This is a genomic window from Paenibacillus ilasis (assembly GCF_043195395.1).
GTDB lineage: Bacteria > Bacillota > Bacilli > Paenibacillales > Paenibacillaceae > Paenibacillus_AQ > Paenibacillus_AQ lautus.
Window position 1 is genome coordinate 134,052 of record NZ_JBHDJG010000004.1, and the last position, 21,329, is coordinate 155,380.

Genomic DNA, 21,329 nt, shown 5'->3' on the forward strand with positions numbered 1-21,329 from the left:
ACGGAAAAATGCAACCATGAGGTCTCATGGTTGCATTAATTCCTTGCGGATATTTTCCAAATCCCGTTTGGTCGGTATCGTTGAAATGATGACCACGGGTACCGCATTCAGCTCGACAGGAAACGTGCTGATCACAAAATCGATGCCGTGTTTTCGAATCATTTCATCGGTAAGCCCCTCCATAATGGAGGTGTTGATGATCAGCTCGTCACCGATTTCATTCTTGATGAGCTTGGCGACGTAATGGCGGATGGAGAATTCCTCGCCGATCAGCAGGAAAGCCTTTTTGCTGTTATAGCGCAGGCTGGAGCTGATCAACAGCGTCAGCTTCGTCAGATGATAGTCGTTATAATGAATGCCCGGGTAGCGCTGGCTCCATTCCAGCATGCAGCTTTTTACGCTCTGGTACATGGGCCGGCAATCCCTTTGAACATATTCCGTCAAGCTGCTTGCCGAGATGGCGATCAGATCGGGAAGCGCATTTTCCAGCCGCAGCTTCTCGAAGAAATCGCCGATTTCCCAGATGAACCGGTCGTTCATATCAATCGCAGGGAACGCGGCAAGCGCCAGCATGAGGAAATGATTGAGGAGTCGATACTTTTCCTCCCCGATTTCCACTAGGCTTGCTTTCTCCCTCGATATCATCGCGCTGACTTTCGCATCATCATAATAATTGTATTGGCCCAAGCTGAACATGGCTTGCAGAAACCGGATTTCGTCCAGCGGCAGATGAATGGCGTACCGCTGTTCCAGCGCTCTGGCCAATGCGGCAACAGATGCGTGAAGCATGCTGCTCTCCCAGTCATAGTGCCCGTTGGGAACATCCGCATATTTGCCCTGCAGCACTCGGGTAATCATGATCGCCGCCAGAAAAGACAAGCTCCGCTTGGCGTTCAGGAAATACACGATGTCATTCTCCGACTCGATCGCCGTAATATACTCATGGATCTGGGCTTGGTCGATGTCGGCAAATGGCCAGCCGGAGAATTCATAGGCATCGTAATATAATTTCCAGTAAAAATAACGGATACCGATTTCACTGCCTTTGACCTCAGGCATGGAATATGCGATGCGCAAATGGTATCGCTTCAGGTCATGGTTGTTCAGCCGGATAATCAGCTTTTTCAGCGAAGAAGAGCTCATATACAGCTTGTCGGCCAGCTCTTCCAGCGAGTAGCGCCCTCCCTCGGCGAATAGCACATCGAGCAGCTGGTAGAAGGTTCTCTGCCTGTACATGGAAGAGATGACCTCGCCAATCGCGACATTCCGTTTATCATAGTGGAGAATGACGCCTTTTCCACGCGAAATCTCAAAATGAATCGAAGGAGGAAGCTCCTCCTTGGCTTCATCGATAATTTTACGGATCGTTTTGTCCGATACGCCAATCTGCTCTTCAATCTCGGCAAGGGTGAACCAGCGATACTCGGAATCGAGCAGGGTCAGCAGCTTATGTGTCAGTATGAATTCCTTTTCCATGCGTCGGTTCTCCCCCTGCTTTTGGATTACAAATAAATCCTCCGCGCCTCCTCATTAAAGAACGCAATCACATTCTCATACTCGGCAATGTCGATCCGGTGTTGCCGCATGATCTTTTGGATAAAGATAGCATCCGTAAAAAGGGAATTAATCATTCTCTCGCACCATACCGGCGTGTCTTTAAAATAATCCACCAAATGATGAATTTCATCAAACTTAAAATAAAGGATATAACAGACATAATTCTGAAGCAGCATACGGAAACAATGATCGCGATAGGGGTTTGAGCGATTGTCCGAGAGAAAGTCTCTCATCATACCGAATAATGTTGTTTTATTTTCGGAGTACATATGTATTAAACCATCCACGTCATTAATCAGCTGCAATACAGCCGCTAGCCCTTCTTCAAGGGGCATCTCCAGCTTGGCCGATTTGCCCTCGATGGACCTTAACAGCTCCAGTGTAAGGCTTTTGCAGGTTTGGATTTGATGTGGATCGATGGATATTTGATCTCTGTACTTGTCGTGATGCTTGCTGTAGTAATCGTGATAAGCAGTTACATACTGCTCAACATGAATGTTGGTTTTCGTATGGACCAAATCAAGCCCGCGGAATGAAAAGGCGTAGAGGGTCTCCTCATTCACCGGGTGCGCGTATAAGTAGAAAAAGAAGAAAAAATCTCTTAATTGCTGTCTCTGTTCCTCGTTCAACCTGGAGGCATCCGTCAATTGGGCCAGCTGAAAAAAGCAGTAGTTCTTCATCATATCATTCATGGCATTATACGGGTTGAGCTTGGCAATGGACGTCGTCGCATTGATCGTAAACAACAAATAATAGAATACCAATTCATCATAGACATCCAGCTGCTTATAGGAGTCCGAGAGCACAGGCTTCCAGTCCGGACTCGCAACATAATTGGGGTCCCTTGGCTGTAATTCATACGCCCACTCCACAAAGGCCTCATCGCTACGTTCGGCAAAGAATAACGCTGCACTGTCATCCTCAAGAAGGCCATATACAAAGCCGTCCGTTTGAACGGACGGTAATCCTCTATTGAATTTAATATTAAGATATTCATTATATAGTAATTGAAGTTTCATTCGTCTATCCTCGGCTCTTATTTGATTTAACTCGTTATTAACGTTTTGGCGCTTCTCCTACTCTTTTCCTTATAGATATTCAACATATAGCGGGGCATTCCTCTAGTCCATAATAGATGGACGATACCTCAAAGCAGCGGTCCCGTGCCTATCCATGCGCATAAGCTGGCCTGGCTGTTCAATGCAATTCGCAGCATAGGGGTTCCTTGCCGCGTTCGGTCAGAACGAACGCCATGTCGCCCCCCGTACCCTTCGCAGTCCGTTAATGCTGTTCTAGTCAAACGGCGCTTGTTCATAAAGATGCAAATTTCAATTGCCGGGTTTACGGAAAGGGTGTACACTGGGTGCCGAAGTGACCATTATAGAACAGGGTGTGTTTCATATTTTCAGACTGCGCCAATTCTATTTAAATCATCTAAAGCGAAAAATGTTCAACAAAATCGTTGTGCTGTATTCGACCGTCATGATCGTGCTGTTCGCGATTGCGGCAACCCTGGTTTATCAATATCAGACGCAGCGCATACTCCGCGAGCAGACCGATGCGAATCTCAAATCCGCGCATGTTCTGAATATTTATTTGAGCCGGCAATACGAGGGCATACAGAATATATTTCAGCAGATATATGGAGATGCCACGCTGAGCGATGAGCTGATCTATTTTTTGAACAACGAATATGAGAGTTACCTGAAATATCGGCTGGATTTATACACCAGGACGGGAGAGCAGCGTTTACGGTCTTTTAATACCTTGCTGAAAAACTACCTGGAGCAGGAGTCAAGCGCCAGAAGCGTGTCGATCTACAGCTATCCGAACAATTTTTACATGCATATCAGCCGGACCAATCAGCAGTTGAATAATGAAGCGGGTTCCAAGAACAAGTGGGAGACCTGGTTTGCCCGCCGGGAGCAGCACAGCTGGGATACCATGCCTCAAAACGAGTCTTCGGGTTCATCCGGAGGTTCCGGTCCTAGATCATATTCCTATTCGAGAGAGCTGAAGGACCCGTGGACCCTGAATCGGGTGGGGATGATGAATGTGGAGTTCGACGCCCGGCAAATTTCATCTTGGCTGGAGAGCCGAGCTTCGGTAAAGGGCCGGATTTTGGTGTTGAACGCACAGGGAACCGTTATTTACGATTCGGAGGATGAGTACTACGGTCAAACCTATCCCTACCACTTGGAGCAGGAAAAAGCCGGGGACTGGGTGGAGCTGGATGAACCCTCTAAAGTGAACATATTGAATGTCGGCAACGCGGGCCTGTCGGTGGTGGGGATTGTGTCGCAATCCCTGATCAAAGAGAGCACGGAGAGTTTAAGAACCGGACTGATCCTGGTCACGCTTGTGTTTATGGCGGCCAGTTTTGCGATTACGTTTACGATCATTCGAAAGTTCTCCAAAAAAGTGCAGCGGATTATCCGCTCGATGAACCGGATCGGCGAAGGCGATCTGTCGACGCGCATTCAGATGTCCGGCGAAGATGAGCTCCAGCAGATTTCCCGCCGGTTTAACGACATGGGCGACCGTTTGGAGCAATATATCGATAAAATGTATACCTCGGAAATCAAGCAAAAAAATGCGGAGCTGGTTGCCCTGCAATCCCAGATCAACCCTCATTTTCTATATAATACGCTCGAATCCATTCGCATGAAGGCGTATTTCGAAGGGGCGAAGGAAGTGGGGCAAATGATATACAGCTTGTCGGTCATGTTCAAGAACATGGTGAAAAAAAGCACGGTGGTTACCGTTGAAGAGGAAATGGACATGTGTTCTGTTTATCTCGACCTGTTCCGCATCCGCTATGACGGACGGCTGGAGACGGAAATCGAGGTGGATCCAGAAATTCAAAGTGTCAGCATTATCAAGCTGCTGGTCCAGCCGATCGTGGAAAACTATATCGTTCACGGGTTTCGCCCGCTGGAAGATAACAATAAAATTTCAGTCCGTGCCCGCCGGGCAGGGGACCGGGTCGTGATCATCGTATCGGATAATGGAACGGGCATACCGGAGGAAAAGCTTACCCAAATCCGCGGCACGCTGGACAAGGTTCTCCAGCCTCCCGACAAGGGTTACCGTTCGATCGGGCTCATGAATGTGCATGAACGAATCGTGCTGAATTACGGAAATGATTACGGAGTGGCCATAAACAGCACGGAGGGACAGGGAACCGAGGTCCGCATGGAAATACCGATGGTTCGCAAGGGGGAGACGACATGAGGAAGGTATTTTTTGTTGATGACGAGCCTTTGATCGCTCAGGGGTTGGCCACCATTGTGGATTGGCAGAATTACGACCTGCATGTGTCAGGTTCGGCCAACGATGGGTTGCAGGCGCTTGAGCGGTTGAGGGAAGAGCCCGTGGATCTGCTGATCACGGACATTATGATGCCGAGAATGAACGGACTCGAGCTTATCAAGAAGGTAAAGGAAATGCATCCCCGCACCAAATTCATTGTGCTCAGCGGGTACGAAGAATTTGAATATGTGAAGGTGGGGATCACGCTCGGCATTCAGAATTATATTTTGAAGCCGATCAACATCGAGGAGCTGGAAGCGACCATTAAGCATATCCGAGGGGACTGGGAGCGCGAGGAATTGAAACGGTTTCGCTCCGAGGAGGATTGGAAGATCCTGCGCAGCAATATATTGCAGCGATGGGTCAACGGCGAAATCAAAAGCTCGGAATTAAAGCAAAGAGCCGAACTTCTCGGAATTCCGCTGAATTATGTCTCCTACCAGGTTTACGTTCTGCGGCTTATATCCGACGAACGCCCGGTATCCCAGCTCTATCGCTTGACCAGTCTAGCCGATGAATTTTGCCGGGCTTTTTCGGAAGAGCTTGGGGGAGATCATGAGGTGATCTGTTTCCCTGATGCCGATGACGACATCGTTGTGATGTCGGTTGCGATGAATGAACGGAAGGATGCGGCGCGGGAAGGCATGAGAAATGCCATGGCCAAGCTGCGGGTGTTGACCGGCTTGCGCATGTGGTGCTCCGAAGGAAATGCGGGCTTCAATGATTTCAAAGACATTCAGGAGAGCTACAGGAAGGCGAAGGGCCATTTCAACGCCTGCCTGATTGCCGGAGATGACATGACCCTCTTCAGTCCGCCTGCGGAACCGGAGACCGTTCAGGCTTCTTCGCCGTCCGCTCGTCCCGATACGTTTGCAAAGCTGTTGATCGAGGGGGACGTCCCCTCCTTGCAGGCTTATATCGAGTCCGTTCTCGGCGGTGGCAGCGGGGAGCAGACGGTACCCCGGGGAACCTGCTTGAACGCGGCAGTCCAATTGATGATCGCGGCGAAGGATATGGAGAAAAATCCCGATTACAGCGAGGTATTTACGCCAATGCACCGGATTAATACGCTCCAGGGACTCCGAAATCATGTATGGCGTATCGTCGAACGCTGCCTTGCGCGCCTGGAAGAAGCGGATCAGGGCTACAGCCTGCATGTCTCGTTCCTAGTGGAGCAGGTGCAGCACCATTATCCGGAAGAGCTTTCCCTGAAGACGCTGAGCCAGCGGCTGCAGATGCATCCGAATTATTTGGGGCAGCTCTTTCAGCAGGAGGTCGGCGCAAGCTTCTCGGATTATTTGAACCAGTACCGCATCGAGAAAGCCACGCAGCTCCTTTTACATACGGATCAAAAGACGGCGGATATTGCGTTCAGCGTAGGTTATACGGACAGCTCGTACTTTTACAGGCAGTTCAAAAAATACACGGGCGTGTCTCCAACCGAGATGAGGTCCATGTATCGGATCTAAATCAACAATAAACCATTTGCGACAGGCTCAAGGTGGATAACCTTTGGCCTGTTCTTTGTTGTTTTTGGGGGATTCTTTAATTTATCCATCCCGTTCTAGTATTTTTCAACTTGAGCGCGATAGCGCTTACTTGGCACAATGATAGTAGTTAAAGGGCGAGTGATAGAATAGCCGCATCGACAAAGATCATGGGGGATCTTCTACAACAGTCGCATCACTTGTATTTAACAGGGAAGAGGAGGAGTGTTCATGTCGGGGTTCATCAAAAAGGTCATACGCAACCGGTTTATGCTGTTGATGATACTGCCCGGAACCATATGGTTTCTTATCTTTGCTTACTTGCCCATGTTCGGCACCGTTCTTGCTTTTAAGGACTTCCGTATAAGCCCGGACGGGTTTTTCGCCAGCGTGTTCAACAGCGAATGGGTAGGGTTCAAAAACTTCGAGTATCTGTTTACAACCAATGATGCCTATATCATTACGAGGAATACGATTCTGTACAACCTGGCTTTTATTATCCTGGGCCTGATCATTGCGGTGGGCTTTGCGATCATGCTAAGCGAGCTTGTCAACAAGCGGACGGCCAAGGTATATCAGACCGGCATGTTTTTGCCGCATTTTTTGTCGTGGGTTATCATCAGTTATTTTGCGTTCACCTTCTTGAGCGTAGACAAAGGGACGTTGAATCAAATCATCACTTATTTCGGGGGAGAGCCGATCAGCTGGTACGCCGAAGCTAAATATTGGCCCTTCATTCTCGTTTTTGTCGGCATCTGGAAAGGCGTGGGCTATAACAGCGTGATTTACCTGGCAGCTATTACAGGGATCGACAAGTCTTATTATGAAGCAGCTGTTATCGATGGAGCCAACAAGTGGAAGCAAACGCGGTACATTACGATTCCGCTCTTGAAGCCGCTGATGATCATACTGACCATATTGGCAATCGGGGGCATCTTCCGTTCCGATTTCGGATTGTTCTATCAGCTTCCGAAGGACTCGGGTGCTCTCTACCCGGTAACGAATGTTATCGATACCTTCGTCTACCGCGGACTGATCAATATGGGGGACATCGGAATGAGTACGGCAGCGGGCTTGTACCAATCGCTTGTAGGGCTGGTTCTGATTCTAGTCGCCAACTATATCGTTCGACGAATTGAAAAAGATCATGCGATCTTCTAATCCGAGGGAGGTGTACCGTTCATGACGCAGCTATCAACGCAAACCGCGAATCAGCCGGCAAAGCGTTCAAAGAAGAGAGACTATAACGCCATCTCCCCATTGTGGAATACGATTTTCAATATCGTGATCGGCATCTTCTCGTTCTCCTGTATCTTTCCGTTTCTATTTGTTATTATTATTTCCTTGACCGACGAACAGACTCTGGTCTTGGAAGGCTTCAGGCTGCTGCCGAGTCAGTTCAGTACGGCGGCGTACGAATATATTTTCGAAACGGGAGGCGAGTTGCTGTCCTCGTTCAGCTTAACGCTCCTGGTCACGGTACTGGGGACGCTGGTGAGTCTGGCGCTGGTTACGACTTATGCTTATGCATTGTCCCGTCGAAACTTTGAATTTAGAGGGTTTTTCAGCTTCCTCGCATTCTTTACCATGCTGTTCTCGGGTGGTATGGTACCTGGTTATATCGTGATGACCCAGTTCCTGCATCTGCAAAACACGATCTGGGCGTTGATATTTCCTTTATCCTTGAGCGCGTTCTCCATCATTGTCATGAGAACCTTTTTTCAAACGACGATTCCGGATGAAATTATCGAGTCCGCCAAAATCGATGGCGCCGGCGAGTTTCTGACCTTTATCCGAATTGTGCTGCCGGTCTCGCTGCCGGGGATTGCAACGATTGGTTTGTTCAGCTCTTTGGGGTACTGGAACGACTGGTTTAACGCCTTGCTGTATTACAACAATCCACAGGCGACACCACCGCTGCAGTTCATGCTCATGAAGATTGAGAAGAATATGGACTTTCTGACACAGAATGCGCAGAATATCGGTTCATTTGATGCAGCAGCCGGCCTGCCGACAGAGACGGTAAGGATGGCGATGGTCGTATTGGCGACGCTGCCGATTGTTATGGCGTATCCGTTCTTCCAGCGATATTTTGTCCAGGGCCTGACGGTAGGCTCGGTCAAAGGCTAATTTCATAAGGTTGTACCCGCATCACACACGGCCGGAGAAATCCGGCTTTGATGTTCCAAGTGTGTAAGCGGTGCCAATATAGCATTAACCATTAAGTGATACAGGGGGAAAAACACATGTTTAAGAAAAAGGTTTCTATACTGTCCCTTGCTCTTGTGCTTCTGCTGACGGTTGTATTGTCGGCTTGCGGCAGCAAGGAAGGCGCTAATTCCGGCGAGCCTGCGAAGGAAGAGGCAGCCGTTCAGAGCGACGGCACGGTTGATGTTTCCAAGCTGGATCCGGTCAAACTGAAAATGTACATGATCGGGCCTAACCAGAAGGATCTTCCCGTGGTTCAAGAGGAGATCAATAAATATTTGACGGAAAAAATCAATGCAACAATCGAGATCAGTATGATCGACTGGGGCGATTACAGCCAGCGGATGCAGGTGATTACAAGCTCCGGCGAGAATTATGATATTGCCTTCACAAGCTCATGGGCGTTCGATTATCTTCCAAATGCCGCGAAGGGCGCGTTTAAGCCGCTGAATGACCTGCTTGATCAGTATGGAAAAGGCATTAAGGAAACATTGGACCCCCGTTTCTTGGAAGGAACGAAGGTCAACGGCGTGAACTATGGCATCCCGGCCAACAAGGAACTGGCACAGCAGTTTGTATGGCGCTTCAATAAGAAATATCTGGATAAGTACAATTTGGACATTTCCAATGTAACGACGCTTGAGGATCTCGAACCGCTTCTGAAAACGATTAAAGAGAACGAGCCTGCGGATATTACGCCGCTTGCCGTACCGAAAGGCTTTAAGCCGTACTTGCCGGTCGACTTCCCGCTTGGCGATGAAATTCCGATCGGTATGTACCTGGACACCAAAGACTTTAAATTTGTGAATTTGCTGGATTCACCTGAACTGAAATCGGCGCTGACCACGATGCGCAAATACTATAAAGCGGGTTATGTGCGCGAGGACGTAGCGACGCTGGATGGTATTGATAACATCAAAACCGGCAAATGGCTCGTGGACCGCGAGATTACGCAGCCATACGCGGAGCTCGGCTGGTCCAGAAACGCGGGATATGACATTGTGACGAGACCGATGCATGATCCAGTCATTTACACCAGCTCCGCAGCGGGCTCGATGATGGCGATTTCTTCGTACTCCAAAAATCCGGAGCGGGCGATGATGTTCTTGAACCTGCTGAACACGGATGAGAAACTGCGCAATATGATTCAATACGGTTTGGAAGGCACGCACTACAAGAAGCTTGAAGGGCCATACATCGAAGATATGCCTGCTATGCAGGAAAGCTATGCCATGCCTGGATTTGCGCTCGGCAATATGTTCCTGACGTATCTTCATGAAGGCGAGCCTGAAGACAAGTGGGAAGCGTTCGAGAAGTTTAACAGCTCCGCTGTAGTAGCTCCTACATTCGGCTTTAACTTTGACACGGCTCCGGTAAAAACGGAGGTTGCGGCTATCACGAACGTAGCGAAGGAATTTATTCCTGCCCTGTATACCGGCTCCATCGATCCTGAAGAATACTTGCCAAAAGCAAAACAAAAGTTCCAGGATGCTGGTATTGACAAAGTTATCGCTGAAGCTCAAAAGCAGTTTGATGAGTGGAAAGCTCAAAACAAGTAATCCGTCAAAAAGGTATGAGGGGTAGAAACGGCTGGTCTTCACGGCCGTTTCTCTCTGTCATTCCTTGAAACTTTAAATATAGGAGGTTATTCCATTGAAACGAATCAAACCGGATTATTTAACGAAAGCCCAGTGGAAACGGAAAATGACGGTATGGATGAGCACAGCAGTGCTGGCAGCGTCCCTGGCAGGTTTTGCTGGAGAAGCCGAAGCAGCACAGCCATACTCATCATATTGGTATCCGAACACGCTGCTGGAATGGTCGCCGTCCACGGATAAAGATGCACTTTTTAACCGGGGAACGGTGAAGCTGGAAGATCAGCGTATCCAGGGCAATAAGGTAAACAGTAATGCCAAGGAGGAAGTGAAGGTTCTATCGATTGCTTCCATGTATCCAAGTACAAGCGGAGCTCCATCCCAAGGCTCGGAGAAGTTCCACACCTATACGTTCAGTAATTGGCAGTATATCGACAAGCTGGTGATGTGGGGCGGCTCGGCAGGCGAAGGATTGATCGTTCCGCCAAGCGCTGACGTGATCGACGCGGCCCACAAGAATGGCGTACCTGTTTTTGGAACCGTTTTCTTGCCGCAAACCGAGCATGGGGGCAAGATCCAATGGATGCATGATCTGTTAAAGCAGCGGGAGGACGGATCGTTCCCGGTTGCAGACAAACTGATTGAGGTTGCTACGTATTACGGATTTGACGGCTGGTTCATCAATCAGGAAACCCAGGGCGGAACGCCGGAGGATGCCGCCAAGATGGCCCAATTTTTAACGTATCTTCAGCAGAAAAAAGCGCCGGGCATGGAAGTGATCTGGTACGATTCCATGATCAAGGAGGGACCGGTGAAGTGGCAGGGGGCTTTGACGGACAAGAACGAGATGTTCTTCCAAAAGGGAAATCAGCGGGTTTCCGACAATATGTTTATCGATTTCCGCTGGCAGTTCAAAGACGAGAAGAACGGCAAATACGATTACATCACTCCGTTCTTGAACTCCCCGGCCAAAGCGGCCGAGCTTGGCCGCAGCCCGTATGATCTTTACGCTGGCATCGATGTGGAGGCGAACGGCTACGAAGGCAAGTTCAATTGGCCGGTTGTGTTTCCGGACGGCAAGAAAGCTACGACCTCCCTCGGCATTTACCGCCCCGATTGGGCGTTCAACAGCTCCGAGACCCATGAGGAGTATTTGAAAAAGGAGCAGATCTTCTGGGTAGGACCCGGAATGAACCCGGCCAATACCTCGCAGCCTGAAGGAACCGATCCGCTCGCATGGAGAGGGATTGCGAATGATGTGGTTGCCAAAACCGTGCTCACCGATTCCGAATTCGTCACCCATTTCAATACCGGAAACGGCCATATGTTTGCGGTGGACGGCAAAGTGATGCGAAGCAGCGACTGGAGCAATCGGAGCCTGCAGGATATTTTGCCAACCTGGCGCTGGATCACGGAGCTAAGCGGTAAAGGCGAGGCCCTCAAGCCTGGATTTGATTTCAGCAAATCCTACTACGGAGGCAGCTCCCTTCAAGTGGTGGGTGCCGTAAGCAAAGACTCCTCCACCCATGTTAAGCTGTATAAGGCGAATATCCCGGTGGAAGCGACGACCGAAGTATCGCTCGTCTATGCGGACAATGCAAAGGACGCCAAGGTGAAGATTGGTTTAGCATTCTCCGATGCGCCGGATCGGTACGAATTTTTCGAGCCTGGCAAGTGGACTGCCACGGGTGCGAATCAGGATTGGAAGCAGGGAAGCGTCAAGCTGAACAAGTATAAAGGCCGTACGATCGCCGGAATCTCGCTTCAATTCGAGTCCGCGGCGGATCAGGCGGATTATCGGGCCAACATCGGCCGTCTGGCGGTTACGCAGGTGAACGACAAGGCGAAGAAACCGCACGCGGTGACCGATTTGAAGGTCATCGACAACGATTTCCGCGACGGGATCTATGGTGATGCGCGCTTGTCTTGGAAGGCACCCAAACAGGAAGAGGACGTCATGTATTACCAGGTATACCGTGTTCATCCGGACGGCAAGTACGAGTTGATGGGCATGACGGGGAATACCGTATATTATGTGCCGGAAATGAAGCGGCAGCTGAAAGAGCAGGCAACCCAAATGGTCGTGATTCCGGTAAACCGTCATTACGAACAAGGAAAAGCATCGTCGATAAGCTTTGACTGGCCGGAATATCCGAAGCCGGTTGCAGCCTTCGAGGCGGATAAAACGCTGATCGCACCAGGAGAAACGGTACAATTCACGGATCTTTCCTCGGAAGTAACGGAATCCTGGAGCTGGAGCTTCCCGGGTGGACAGCCAGCGTCCAGCACGGAGCAGAATCCAAAAGTAACATATCCGGAGGAAGGAACGTACGAAGTGACGCTAACCGCTACAAATAGCGTTGGCAAGGACTTGGTTCGGAAGAAGCTCATTACGGTTACACGCGAAGCGGAGAATGGCGTTGGCAACCTTGCCCTTGGCAAAAAAACGTCAGCATCCAGCTTCGTGAACGAGAAGGAAGCACCTCCATTTGCGGTGGACGGTAATGCCGCTTCCAAGTGGTGTGCTGTCGGAGACGGGCCTCACTGGCTGACGGTGGACTTGGGAGCCGAGCATAAGATCAGCGAATTCGTGATCAAGCATGCCGAAGCCGGAGGCGAGCCGGCCGCGTTCAATACGCGGGCATTCTCCATTCAGGTAAGCTTGGACGGCAAGGAATGGAAGGATGCGGTATCGGTCAAGGACAATACGAAAGCGATCAGCAGCCATGCCATCGAACTGACCTCCGCACAGTATGTGCGTCTCCAAATAGAGAAGGCGACACAAGGCGGGGATACGGCAGCGCGGATTTATGATTTTGAAGTACTGGGTTTGAAATAATTCCGATGACTTGAAAGAGCGTTCCCCTTAAATGGGGAACGCTCTTTTTTTGATTGCCCATATCGTCAGGACCCGTCATAGAATCGCCGTCAAGGCCCGAGCCCAGCATGCATAGATTTTGTATAGATGGCACCTACACGATATTCTCGGAGCGCGCCATTTGTATGGCTTCTTCCCGGTTATTGACGCCTAGCTTGGAATAGAGAATCGAGCAGTAATTACGGATCGTTCCCTCCGATAAAAATAGCTTGGCGGCGATCGACTTGTAGCGCAGTCCGCTCGAGAGATTCTCCAGAATCTCCATCTCGCGTTTCGTAAGCCCGTATGGGTAGTTTTCCTGACTTGAGCCGATTCGTTCCAACTGCTCACGTTGACGCTTCATCTCTTCGAAGACTTGTGCGGCGACCGATTGGTCGATCCAGGTTCCTCCGTTATAAATAAGTTTCAAGGCTTCCTTCATTTCCCGCGGATGAACTGACTTCAGGATGTAGCCTTCCGCCCCGTGCTCCAATGCAGTTGCAGCCTGCAAGGAATCCTCAAACGTTGTCATGAGCACAACCTTCATATTAGGCCATCGCTGTTTCATCTCAAGTAAAGCTTCAAGTCCGCCCATTCCCTGCATTCGAATATCCATTAACACGATATCCGTTTGGGTTCGCTCACAATGCTCCAATGCTTCCCGTCCGTCCCCAGCCTTACCTACAACGATAAACTCGGCATGCTGTTCCAAATTATGCTTTAAGCTGTCCGTGATGATCGCCTGGTCATCAACGATCAGCAGGCGGATCGCGTCATGTACTGGCTCAGTCTGCAGCGGAATATTACATATGACGATAGTGCCTTGCCCAGACCCGGAATGGACGGACAGCGTGCCGTTAAACAGTTCAAGTCGTTCCTTCATCCCATGGAGCCCAAAACCGAATTGGATGTTATCCATTCCAATGCCGTTATCTTCGATCTGTAATCGAAGCTGCTGACTATCGAAATGCAGCTGAACGGTTATCACGCTCGCCTGGCCGTGCCGAACGGCGTTGGTTAGAGACTCTTGAAGGCAGCGATATAGACTAAAGTTTATTTTTTGCATAACGAGAGTCTCACTTCCGATCACACGGAAATGGATAGTTAACCCTGTCGATTTCATAAACGAATCGCTTAACTGCCACAGCGACTCACTTAACGAATGGCTTAACGTGGTATGAGAGAGCTTGTGCAGATGCTTTCGGATATCCTCGAGACTGTGCTTTGCGATACCGACAAGCGAATCAATTCTCTCGATTTGCGAATCCGGTACGGATGATCGGAGTGATTCGACGCCGACGATGAGCGACGTAAGCGAATGGCCGATCGTGTCATGCAGCTCATGTGACAGCCGGCTGCGCTCCTCCATCAGCGTAAGCTCCTCGATCCGCTTAATATGCTGCTCCAGCAGCAGCTTCTGCTCTTGGATAATTCGGGATTGCTTATGGGACTGAATTAATATATTAAACGCGAAGCCGATGGCAAAACCAAGGCTGCAGTTAACGATATACTCATACGGGAGGCGACTAGCCATCCAACCGTTCAAGATCGGGAATATGATTCCACAGAGGATTCCTGTCCACACATAGCTTCTTCGACTGCTCGTCAAACTGATAATCATCACGAATAGAATGAAAGACCACAACAATTCCGGTGCTGCGTAGGCCAAATAGAGATGGAACAAGCCTGCTGTTGTGACTTCGACTGCAAGATACCGTTCTTCTTTTCTATAGCGTACCGTTAAGGGAATGAGATAAAGAGCCAGAGCAAAAGAAAGTACAACCCAAACCGACGCATGGATCAATGACGGATTGACAATAGCAGTGCTTACGATAATAACCAGCCAAAGTGTTCGTATGGCTACAAGTAACCAATCATACCAGAACCATTTTTTCATTAGGGAGAACACGGATGATGTACACCTGCTTGTATTTATTTGCAAACCAATTTCCAAATAATTCAGACCTATCATGCACCATAACTTCTCGATCCGTCAAGCAATGGAGGAGGTTGTTAGAACTTGGCTGCAGCCGGCACGTCACATGAACCGTTGACACTTTGTCATACGGGATATGTGACAGGTCCAAGTACGATGTCATCCAAAGCTTGGCGGTTTTATCACTGTCCGATTTAACAACCTCGGGGGTAGGGTGAAGGAGTGAAGAACACAACATTCCAAAATCATAGGAGCGATGCATTATGAAATCATTCACCACGCAAAAAGGAGCTGCGCTTACTCTAACAGCCATGTTGGCGGGTACACTGGTATTCCCCGCTTATGGAACCGTACATGCGGCAGTTAAGACACCAACCCAGCAAGCAATCGATAAAGTTGCCAATGCCGACCATATTCCGGGCGTTATTGTTACTGTAAAGAAAGGAACGGCGAGCTGGTCATATGCCTCCGGTGAAGCGAATATCAAAAGGAACCATAAGGTAGACGCCGACTCCGCTTTCCGGATCGGAAGTACAACGAAGACGTTTGTTGCTACCGTTGCCTTGCAGCTTGCCGGCGAAAAGAAGCTAAGCCTCGATGATACGGTGGAGAAATGGCTTCCGGGGTTGTGCACGGTAATGGATTTGATGGAAATAAGATTAAGATTCGCCAATTGTTGAATCATACAAGCAGACTTCCAGACTATTTGACTCCTGAGCTCAGGACTCAATTACTTACAAATCCAGGAAATAATTATACAGCCAAACAGTTAATTGACCTAGCCTTGGAGCAAAAGCCCGTAACAGGCTGGTCATATTCAAACACGAATACGGTTATTATGGGGCTTATTATCCAGAAGGTCACCGGGGAAACGTATACGGAGCAGATAAAGAAAAGAATTATTGAACCGCTTCAACTTAAAGAAACGTTCCTTCCCGGCAGCTCGGCGGATATTCCGAAGAAAAATGCTCGCGGCTACCTGAACACAGGGGATCAATTAGTGGATATCACCATGCTGAACCCATCGTTTACGAACGCCGCAGGAGAGATGATCTCGACCGGGGAAGACATGACCACGTTTTTCCGCGCCTTATTGGGCGGTAAGCTGTTGACACCGGAGATGCTGAAGGAAATGTTGACCAGCACAGCCGACTCCTTTCTTGGAAAGTATGGGCTTGGCATACACCAAACAAAGCTGCCGGACGGAACCATTGTATGGGGACATGGCGGCGGCATTCCCGGATTCACCAACTTTGCAGGCGGAACCGAAGGCGGTCAACATACCATTTCGATCAATATCAATGTACTGGGCGATGCTGATAAATATATCCCTGAAATTTTAGCGTCTGAATTCGCAGTAGAAGCCAAAAAGGAACTCACGGAGGAGGAAAAGAAAAGCAAGCGAAGGGAAGAAGTCAAACACGTCATGGATCAGGTGGTAACCAATAAACAAGTCCCAAGTGTCGTGGGAGGTGGGCTAAAGGACGGGAAACGTTGGTCTTATGCCACTGGTACAGCCAGCTACGAGGTACCAGGCCCCGTAGAGCCGGATTTTTCATTCCGGATTGGGAGCATTACGAAGACGTTCACCGCTGCCGTTGTATTGCAGCTGGCTGAGGAGAAACAATTAAACCTGGATGATTCGGTCGAACAATGGCTGCCGGGGGTCGTAAAGGGGAACGGGTATGACGGCAGCCAAATTACGATTCGTCAGCTGCTGAACCATACAAGCGGAATTGCGAGCTATACAGATGATGATATGCGAGACATGACCTTGCCTCAAAATCCATTCCGTTATTATGCCGTTGACGAACTCCTCCGCTTGGCACTTGCAAAGCCGCCTGTATATGCGCCAGGGAAAGGCTGGAACTATTCCAACACCAATACACTGCTAGCCGGTCAAATTATTCAGAAGGTCACTGGGGATACGTATGCGGAGCAGATCAGGAAACGGTTCATCGAGCCGCTCGGGCTGACGGAGACATTCGTTATGGAAAACAGCTCCTATATTCCGGGTAAGCATGCTAGAGGATATAATATGGACAGATCAGGTCATATGTATGATTTGACTGAAATGAATCAATCATGGGCAAATGCAGCGGGTGACATGGTTTCAACAGTCAAGGATCTGACCACCTTCTTCAGTGCGCTGTTGGGCGGCGAGCTTCTGAATCAAGAGATGATGGACCAGATGCTCACGGCAGTAGATTCACCTATAGGTAAATTCGGCCTAGGGATATACGAAAGAAAAACTTCGGACGGGCAATCCTATTGGGGGCATGCCGGCGGAACTTTCGGATTTGAGACGAGAGCCTTCGGACCTGTAGGCGGAAAGCATATTCTGGTAACAGCCATCAACTCGGTAGCCCCGGAAGTTGCGGAGGCTCACGATAAAATATTCAATAAAGAGTTTGGCCGTTAAGTTAAAAGCCGACATCGCGCCCTTTATTCGAGGGCCGATGCCGGCTTTCTTGTCGTGTTGCCGTTGATTCATGGAATTGGGGTACGCATGAAGCTCCGTTGTGGGCATGCCCGCTGAGACGATGATGGCGTACAGAATAGCAGCGCCCGCAATCGCATCGACCATTTGCGAAACTACGTACCCGATGAAGTCGGTACCGGTTAGCTTACGCCTAATGAGCATAGCAAGTGAAACGTTCATAATCTACCTCCTAGTAGGGCATTTAATTACTGAAAAAAATGACCGGCAAGCGGTCACTTTTTTCAAAGTGCCTCTTGCCGGTCATAGACTCATACTTATTGATTTAATCGATTAAATTCGTAACTTGCAGCAGACGCTGCATCAAGGCTACCGTTTCAGCCCGCGTCATCGTGGATTTCGGAGTCAAGCCCTTATCTCCGCTTCCTTGGACGATATCTGTTGACAGCAGGGTTGCTACGGAAGGTCGGGCCCATCTTGCTACTTGGAACGCATCTTCATAGCCTGCGAGCAGTCTGCTAATTTCGGTTTCGCTAATTGCATGGCCTGGCTTGATCAATTGATAACCTCGAGCGATCATCGCCATTCCTTCTTCTCTTGTAATCGTCTGGTTACCACGGAACGCGCCGTCGTTATAACCGAGTACGATGCCGAATTCACTGGCAATCGAGATCGCATTGCGGTACCAGGCAGTTGCCGTAACGTCGTCAAATGTTGTTTTTGGCTCTTCCTGACGCATTAGGCCAAGTCCCAATACAACAATCTCCGCAAATTCAGCCCGGGTCACATTTCGATTCGGAGCGAACGTATTGCCACCATTTCCTTGCAGGTCAAGGCGAGCAGAGATGTTGTTCACTTCCGTTTGAGCCCAGTGAGTTCTCACATCATCGAAATCCTGCGGATTCCAGATAACCGAGTACGAACCACTGCTGCGCAAATCATGAATCTGCGCGTAATAACGATCCCCAATCTTAGTAACTACAGTTGGCAGATGATATACCGATCCATCCGGATTGACCACAACGCCTGTCGTAATTCGATTCGGGTCAATACCTTCCGGAAGAGCGATATATTTAGGAGCGTATCCGTTCAATTGTCCGGATTTTACGGTCTTACCATTCTGGCTAAAAGTCATTTCCAGGTCGACCGGATCAACCAGCAGCTGGTAGCCTGCCGATGTTGCTTTGTTCTTGGCATTGTTTCTCACAGTCTCCGAGGAGCGCTTAATATCGATATGAACAGCGATATCGTTGAGTGCCGCATTTCCCAGCTGTCCGGACACTGAATTCAAGTCCAATTGCTTACTAGGCACCGGATAGATGGCTAACGGATTTCCGATGTCAAGGCTTGCTCCCTTATCGGCTAACAAACGAATGTCCGCAGCCGTTAAACCATCAACCTGCATATTTCCGTCATTCGGAGATTGAATGGACAGCTTCTGACCTGTTCCATTCGATAAAATATCGCCAAGCTTATCTCTGTTTACCTGTACAGAAGTTTGCTTGTTACCTTCCGAAGTGGTTGTTTTCCCTGTGGCAAACCCACCGTCGTTACCGTTAACGGACGTGCTCACGCCAGAGTCTACAGGAGGTGGTGTAGTCGTAGGCGGCGTAGAAGGAGTTGTGCTGCCTCCGCTGTTGCCTCCATTATTATTATTGTCATTGGACCCTCTGGTGATGGTCAGCGTATATTCCGTCACATTTCCTTGGGAATCCGTTACCTTCACAACAATCGTATTGGTGCCGAATGCTAACGGCAATTCATCACTTGCAGAGCCGTTAGGAATTCCTTGCCATGCCCCGCCATTAAGCGAGATTTCGATCGTGGCGTTCGGGTCATAAGTCGCCAGCGTTACGGTTGTATTGTAAACATCTTGGGTCACCGAAGCCTGATAATGGGTCACTCCCCCGTTAAAGGCTGGAGAGATCGCAATCGGTGTTCCATCCCCACGTTTTAGTTCTAGACCCGATAACTGTGACTCATCTGTTGCGTCTACCGTAACGACCTTGGAGTCTTTGGACACCTTGCCATTTTTCTCTGCCGTTACATTGACGGTATATTTTCCGTCTTTTAAGTCTTCGGACGGAGTGAAGCTCCAATTTCCATTGCTGTCTACTTCCACTTCGCGGGTCTCAATTACCTTACCGCTCTCATCTGTCAGTTCAACGATGACCTTGGCATCCTTGTCAGCTATACCTTTGAATTCCGGTTTGGCCACGTTGACTTTCTCACCGCTTGGTTCAGTGATCTGTACATTCGGTTTTGTGGTATCTACCTTCACATTTTTCTTTTCCGTGCTTGTCTTGCCGTCCTTTTCAGCAGTCACTTCAACCACATAGTCGCCATCAGGCAGCTCTTGATCCGGTGCAAAGCTCCATGTACCGTCCGGATTTACTTGGACCTGAGGAGTACCGATAAGGTTGCCGTCTTTATCATAAACAGCTGCTGTGACGTTTGCGCCTTGTGCGGCTACCCCCTCAAACTCAGGCTTTGCCACATATACTGTATCGCCGCTCGGCTCCGTGATTGTTACACGGGGCTTCAGCTGCTCTTGTGCATCTTTCAGCGCTTTCAGGGCTGCGTCTACCTCGCCTTGGGTTTTACTTTGATTTTTAAGGACCGTATTGGCAGCTTCCAAAGCTTTTTCGAATTCAAGCCATTCGGTCTCAGCATAGTCCTCTTCTTTTAATTGATCAGCTGCCGCTTTTGCTTTTGTAAGCTCGGTAACATTTACAAAAGAGAGGGTCTTCTCGGCACTGATCTGAACATTGTTATCACCTGGCATGCCGCCGTACTCAACAATGTATCCAGTTACCGTATTATTTGTTGGGGAGTAATCGTTCCATTTCCCAGCTTGAGTTCCGGGTCCGAAGATATGGGCAACGAATTCTGTTCCACCGTAGTCATTTGGTTCGCCAGCATCCCAGTTGGTATATAAAATATTTTGTCCGCTGCCTGTATAACCTTGATAGAATTGCGTACCTTGCCCGCCATTCTCCAAGCCTTCCGGTCCCGTTACCCAACGCCAGTCGCCCGTATTTTTAGGGACACCCGCATTCCGCTCGATATCTTTTGCACCAAGCCAACCGATACCTAAGGTCTTTTCCTTTACAAAGGTATTTTCTTGATCACTCGTTATAGTAACCAAATACCCTTTCCGTCCAAAATGTTCACTTCCCTCGGCCTCGGCCTTTGCCGCATCCCAAGTAATTGACGTTTTTTTATTAACATATTTATAAAAATGTCCGTTAGCTTCATAAGGAAGAGCATCTCCGAGCGTAAACTGAATTGTTCTGTCAGTCGTTACATTGGAGGTTGTCGAGAATCTGACATTAGATAAAGCCTCCGTATATTCTTGAACTGAAGACTGTGCCGACGCATTGGTGCTTAATGTCAAAATACCATTCTTTTCATTATAGAGCCCGGTTATCTTATTAGTATCATCGAAATCTAATTGATCACCGTTTTGGAAATTCTTAATAACCACTGTAGCGGCTTCCAAAGTGTACGTCGAGTCATAAACCGTAATTGCCGGATCTATAACTACTTCCAGTGGTTTCGTTGTATTTTCAATATAATTGTAGCTGGTGATTTCACTCGATGTGGTGATTAAAGCCTCCACCGGTTCAGCAGCACTCACGACTTTCGGAGCTAATCCTGCCGGTAAACCGCCAATGATCAGGATACTGCTCAGGAATAATGCTGCCTGTTTTTTCTTGAAAAGCTTGATCAATTTCCCCATCCTCTCATTTTATGATTTCTAGCCTATTAAAGGAATTAGCAGTCTTTTCTTGGATAGTTACAATTCCTCCTTATGCTAGAGTTGAATTTGATGGAAATTGTATCACGCAAATCTCTACAAGAACTCTACATTGGCTGTTGCATTTTGCATGAATTGCTCACATAAATGAAAATCCGGACGAATGATGGGAGGGGA

Annotated in this window: 11 protein-coding genes and 1 pseudogene; 7 read left to right on the plus strand and 5 right to left on the minus strand. The window is 48.9% G+C overall.

Annotated features, from left to right (window positions below; translation table 11 throughout):
• Positions 1-24: 24 nt before the first annotated feature.
• From ACETK5_RS28075 to ACETK5_RS28085, 3 genes are all read right to left on the minus strand, one after another.
• A complete protein-coding gene (locus ACETK5_RS28075) occupies positions 25-1,476 on the minus strand; it encodes a helix-turn-helix domain-containing protein (RefSeq protein WP_394059211.1) in 1,452 nt (483 codons plus the stop codon).
• Between the two features lie 26 nt (positions 1,477-1,502).
• Positions 1,503-2,576, minus strand: a complete 1,074-nt coding sequence (locus ACETK5_RS28080) for a hypothetical protein (protein WP_394059213.1) — start codon at positions 2,574-2,576, stop codon at positions 1,503-1,505.
• 128 nt (positions 2,577-2,704) lie between these two features.
• Positions 2,705-2,857: a hypothetical protein gene (locus ACETK5_RS28085; RefSeq protein ID WP_394059214.1), complete on the minus strand. Its 153-nt coding sequence runs from the start codon at positions 2,855-2,857 to the stop codon at positions 2,705-2,707.
• A 71-nt stretch (positions 2,858-2,928) separates the two neighbouring features.
• On the opposite strand from ACETK5_RS28085, the gene ACETK5_RS28090 reads away from it, so the two are divergent.
• The 6 genes from ACETK5_RS28090 (at position 2,929) to ACETK5_RS28115 (ending at position 12,998) form a co-directional block, all read left to right on the plus strand.
• Entirely contained in the window at positions 2,929-4,791 is a 1,863-nt protein-coding gene (locus ACETK5_RS28090) for a sensor histidine kinase (RefSeq protein WP_326111246.1), read from the plus strand.
• Complete coding sequence (locus tag ACETK5_RS28095; RefSeq protein ID WP_394059216.1) at positions 4,788-6,338, plus strand: response regulator; 1,551 nt, start codon at positions 4,788-4,790, stop codon at positions 6,336-6,338. Before ACETK5_RS28090 ends, ACETK5_RS28095 begins: the two co-directional genes overlap by 4 nt.
• A gap of 249 nt (positions 6,339-6,587) precedes the next feature.
• A complete protein-coding gene (locus ACETK5_RS28100; RefSeq protein WP_071219420.1) occupies positions 6,588-7,517 on the plus strand; it encodes an ABC transporter permease in 930 nt (309 codons plus the stop codon).
• Positions 7,518-7,538: 21 nt separating this feature from the next.
• Positions 7,539-8,486 (plus strand): carbohydrate ABC transporter permease, encoded by a 948-nt coding sequence (locus tag ACETK5_RS28105; protein WP_194540187.1) that lies wholly within the window; start codon positions 7,539-7,541, stop codon positions 8,484-8,486.
• Between the two features lie 116 nt (positions 8,487-8,602).
• A complete protein-coding gene (locus tag ACETK5_RS28110) occupies positions 8,603-10,123 on the plus strand; it encodes an ABC transporter substrate-binding protein (protein ID WP_326118538.1) in 1,521 nt (506 codons plus the stop codon).
• A gap of 94 nt (positions 10,124-10,217) precedes the next feature.
• On the plus strand, positions 10,218-12,998 hold the full coding sequence (locus ACETK5_RS28115) for an endo-beta-N-acetylglucosaminidase (RefSeq protein ID WP_394059219.1): 2,781 nt from the start codon (positions 10,218-10,220) through the stop codon (positions 12,996-12,998).
• A gap of 133 nt (positions 12,999-13,131) precedes the next feature.
• On the opposite strand, the gene ACETK5_RS28120 is transcribed toward ACETK5_RS28115, so the two are convergent.
• Positions 13,132-14,925, minus strand: coding sequence for a response regulator (locus ACETK5_RS28120; RefSeq protein WP_394059221.1), 1,794 nt, complete (start codon positions 14,923-14,925; stop codon positions 13,132-13,134).
• Positions 14,926-15,215: 290 nt separating this feature from the next.
• Between ACETK5_RS28120 and ACETK5_RS28125 the strand changes: the two are divergent.
• Positions 15,216-17,374, plus strand: a pseudogene (locus tag ACETK5_RS28125) (serine hydrolase domain-containing protein).
• 343 nt (positions 17,375-17,717) lie between these two features.
• Here ACETK5_RS28125 and ACETK5_RS28130 read toward each other — a convergent pair.
• Positions 17,718-21,125: an S-layer homology domain-containing protein gene (locus ACETK5_RS28130; RefSeq protein ID WP_394059223.1), complete on the minus strand. Its 3,408-nt coding sequence runs from the start codon at positions 21,123-21,125 to the stop codon at positions 17,718-17,720.
• Between the last annotated feature and the right edge of the window lie 204 nt (positions 21,126-21,329).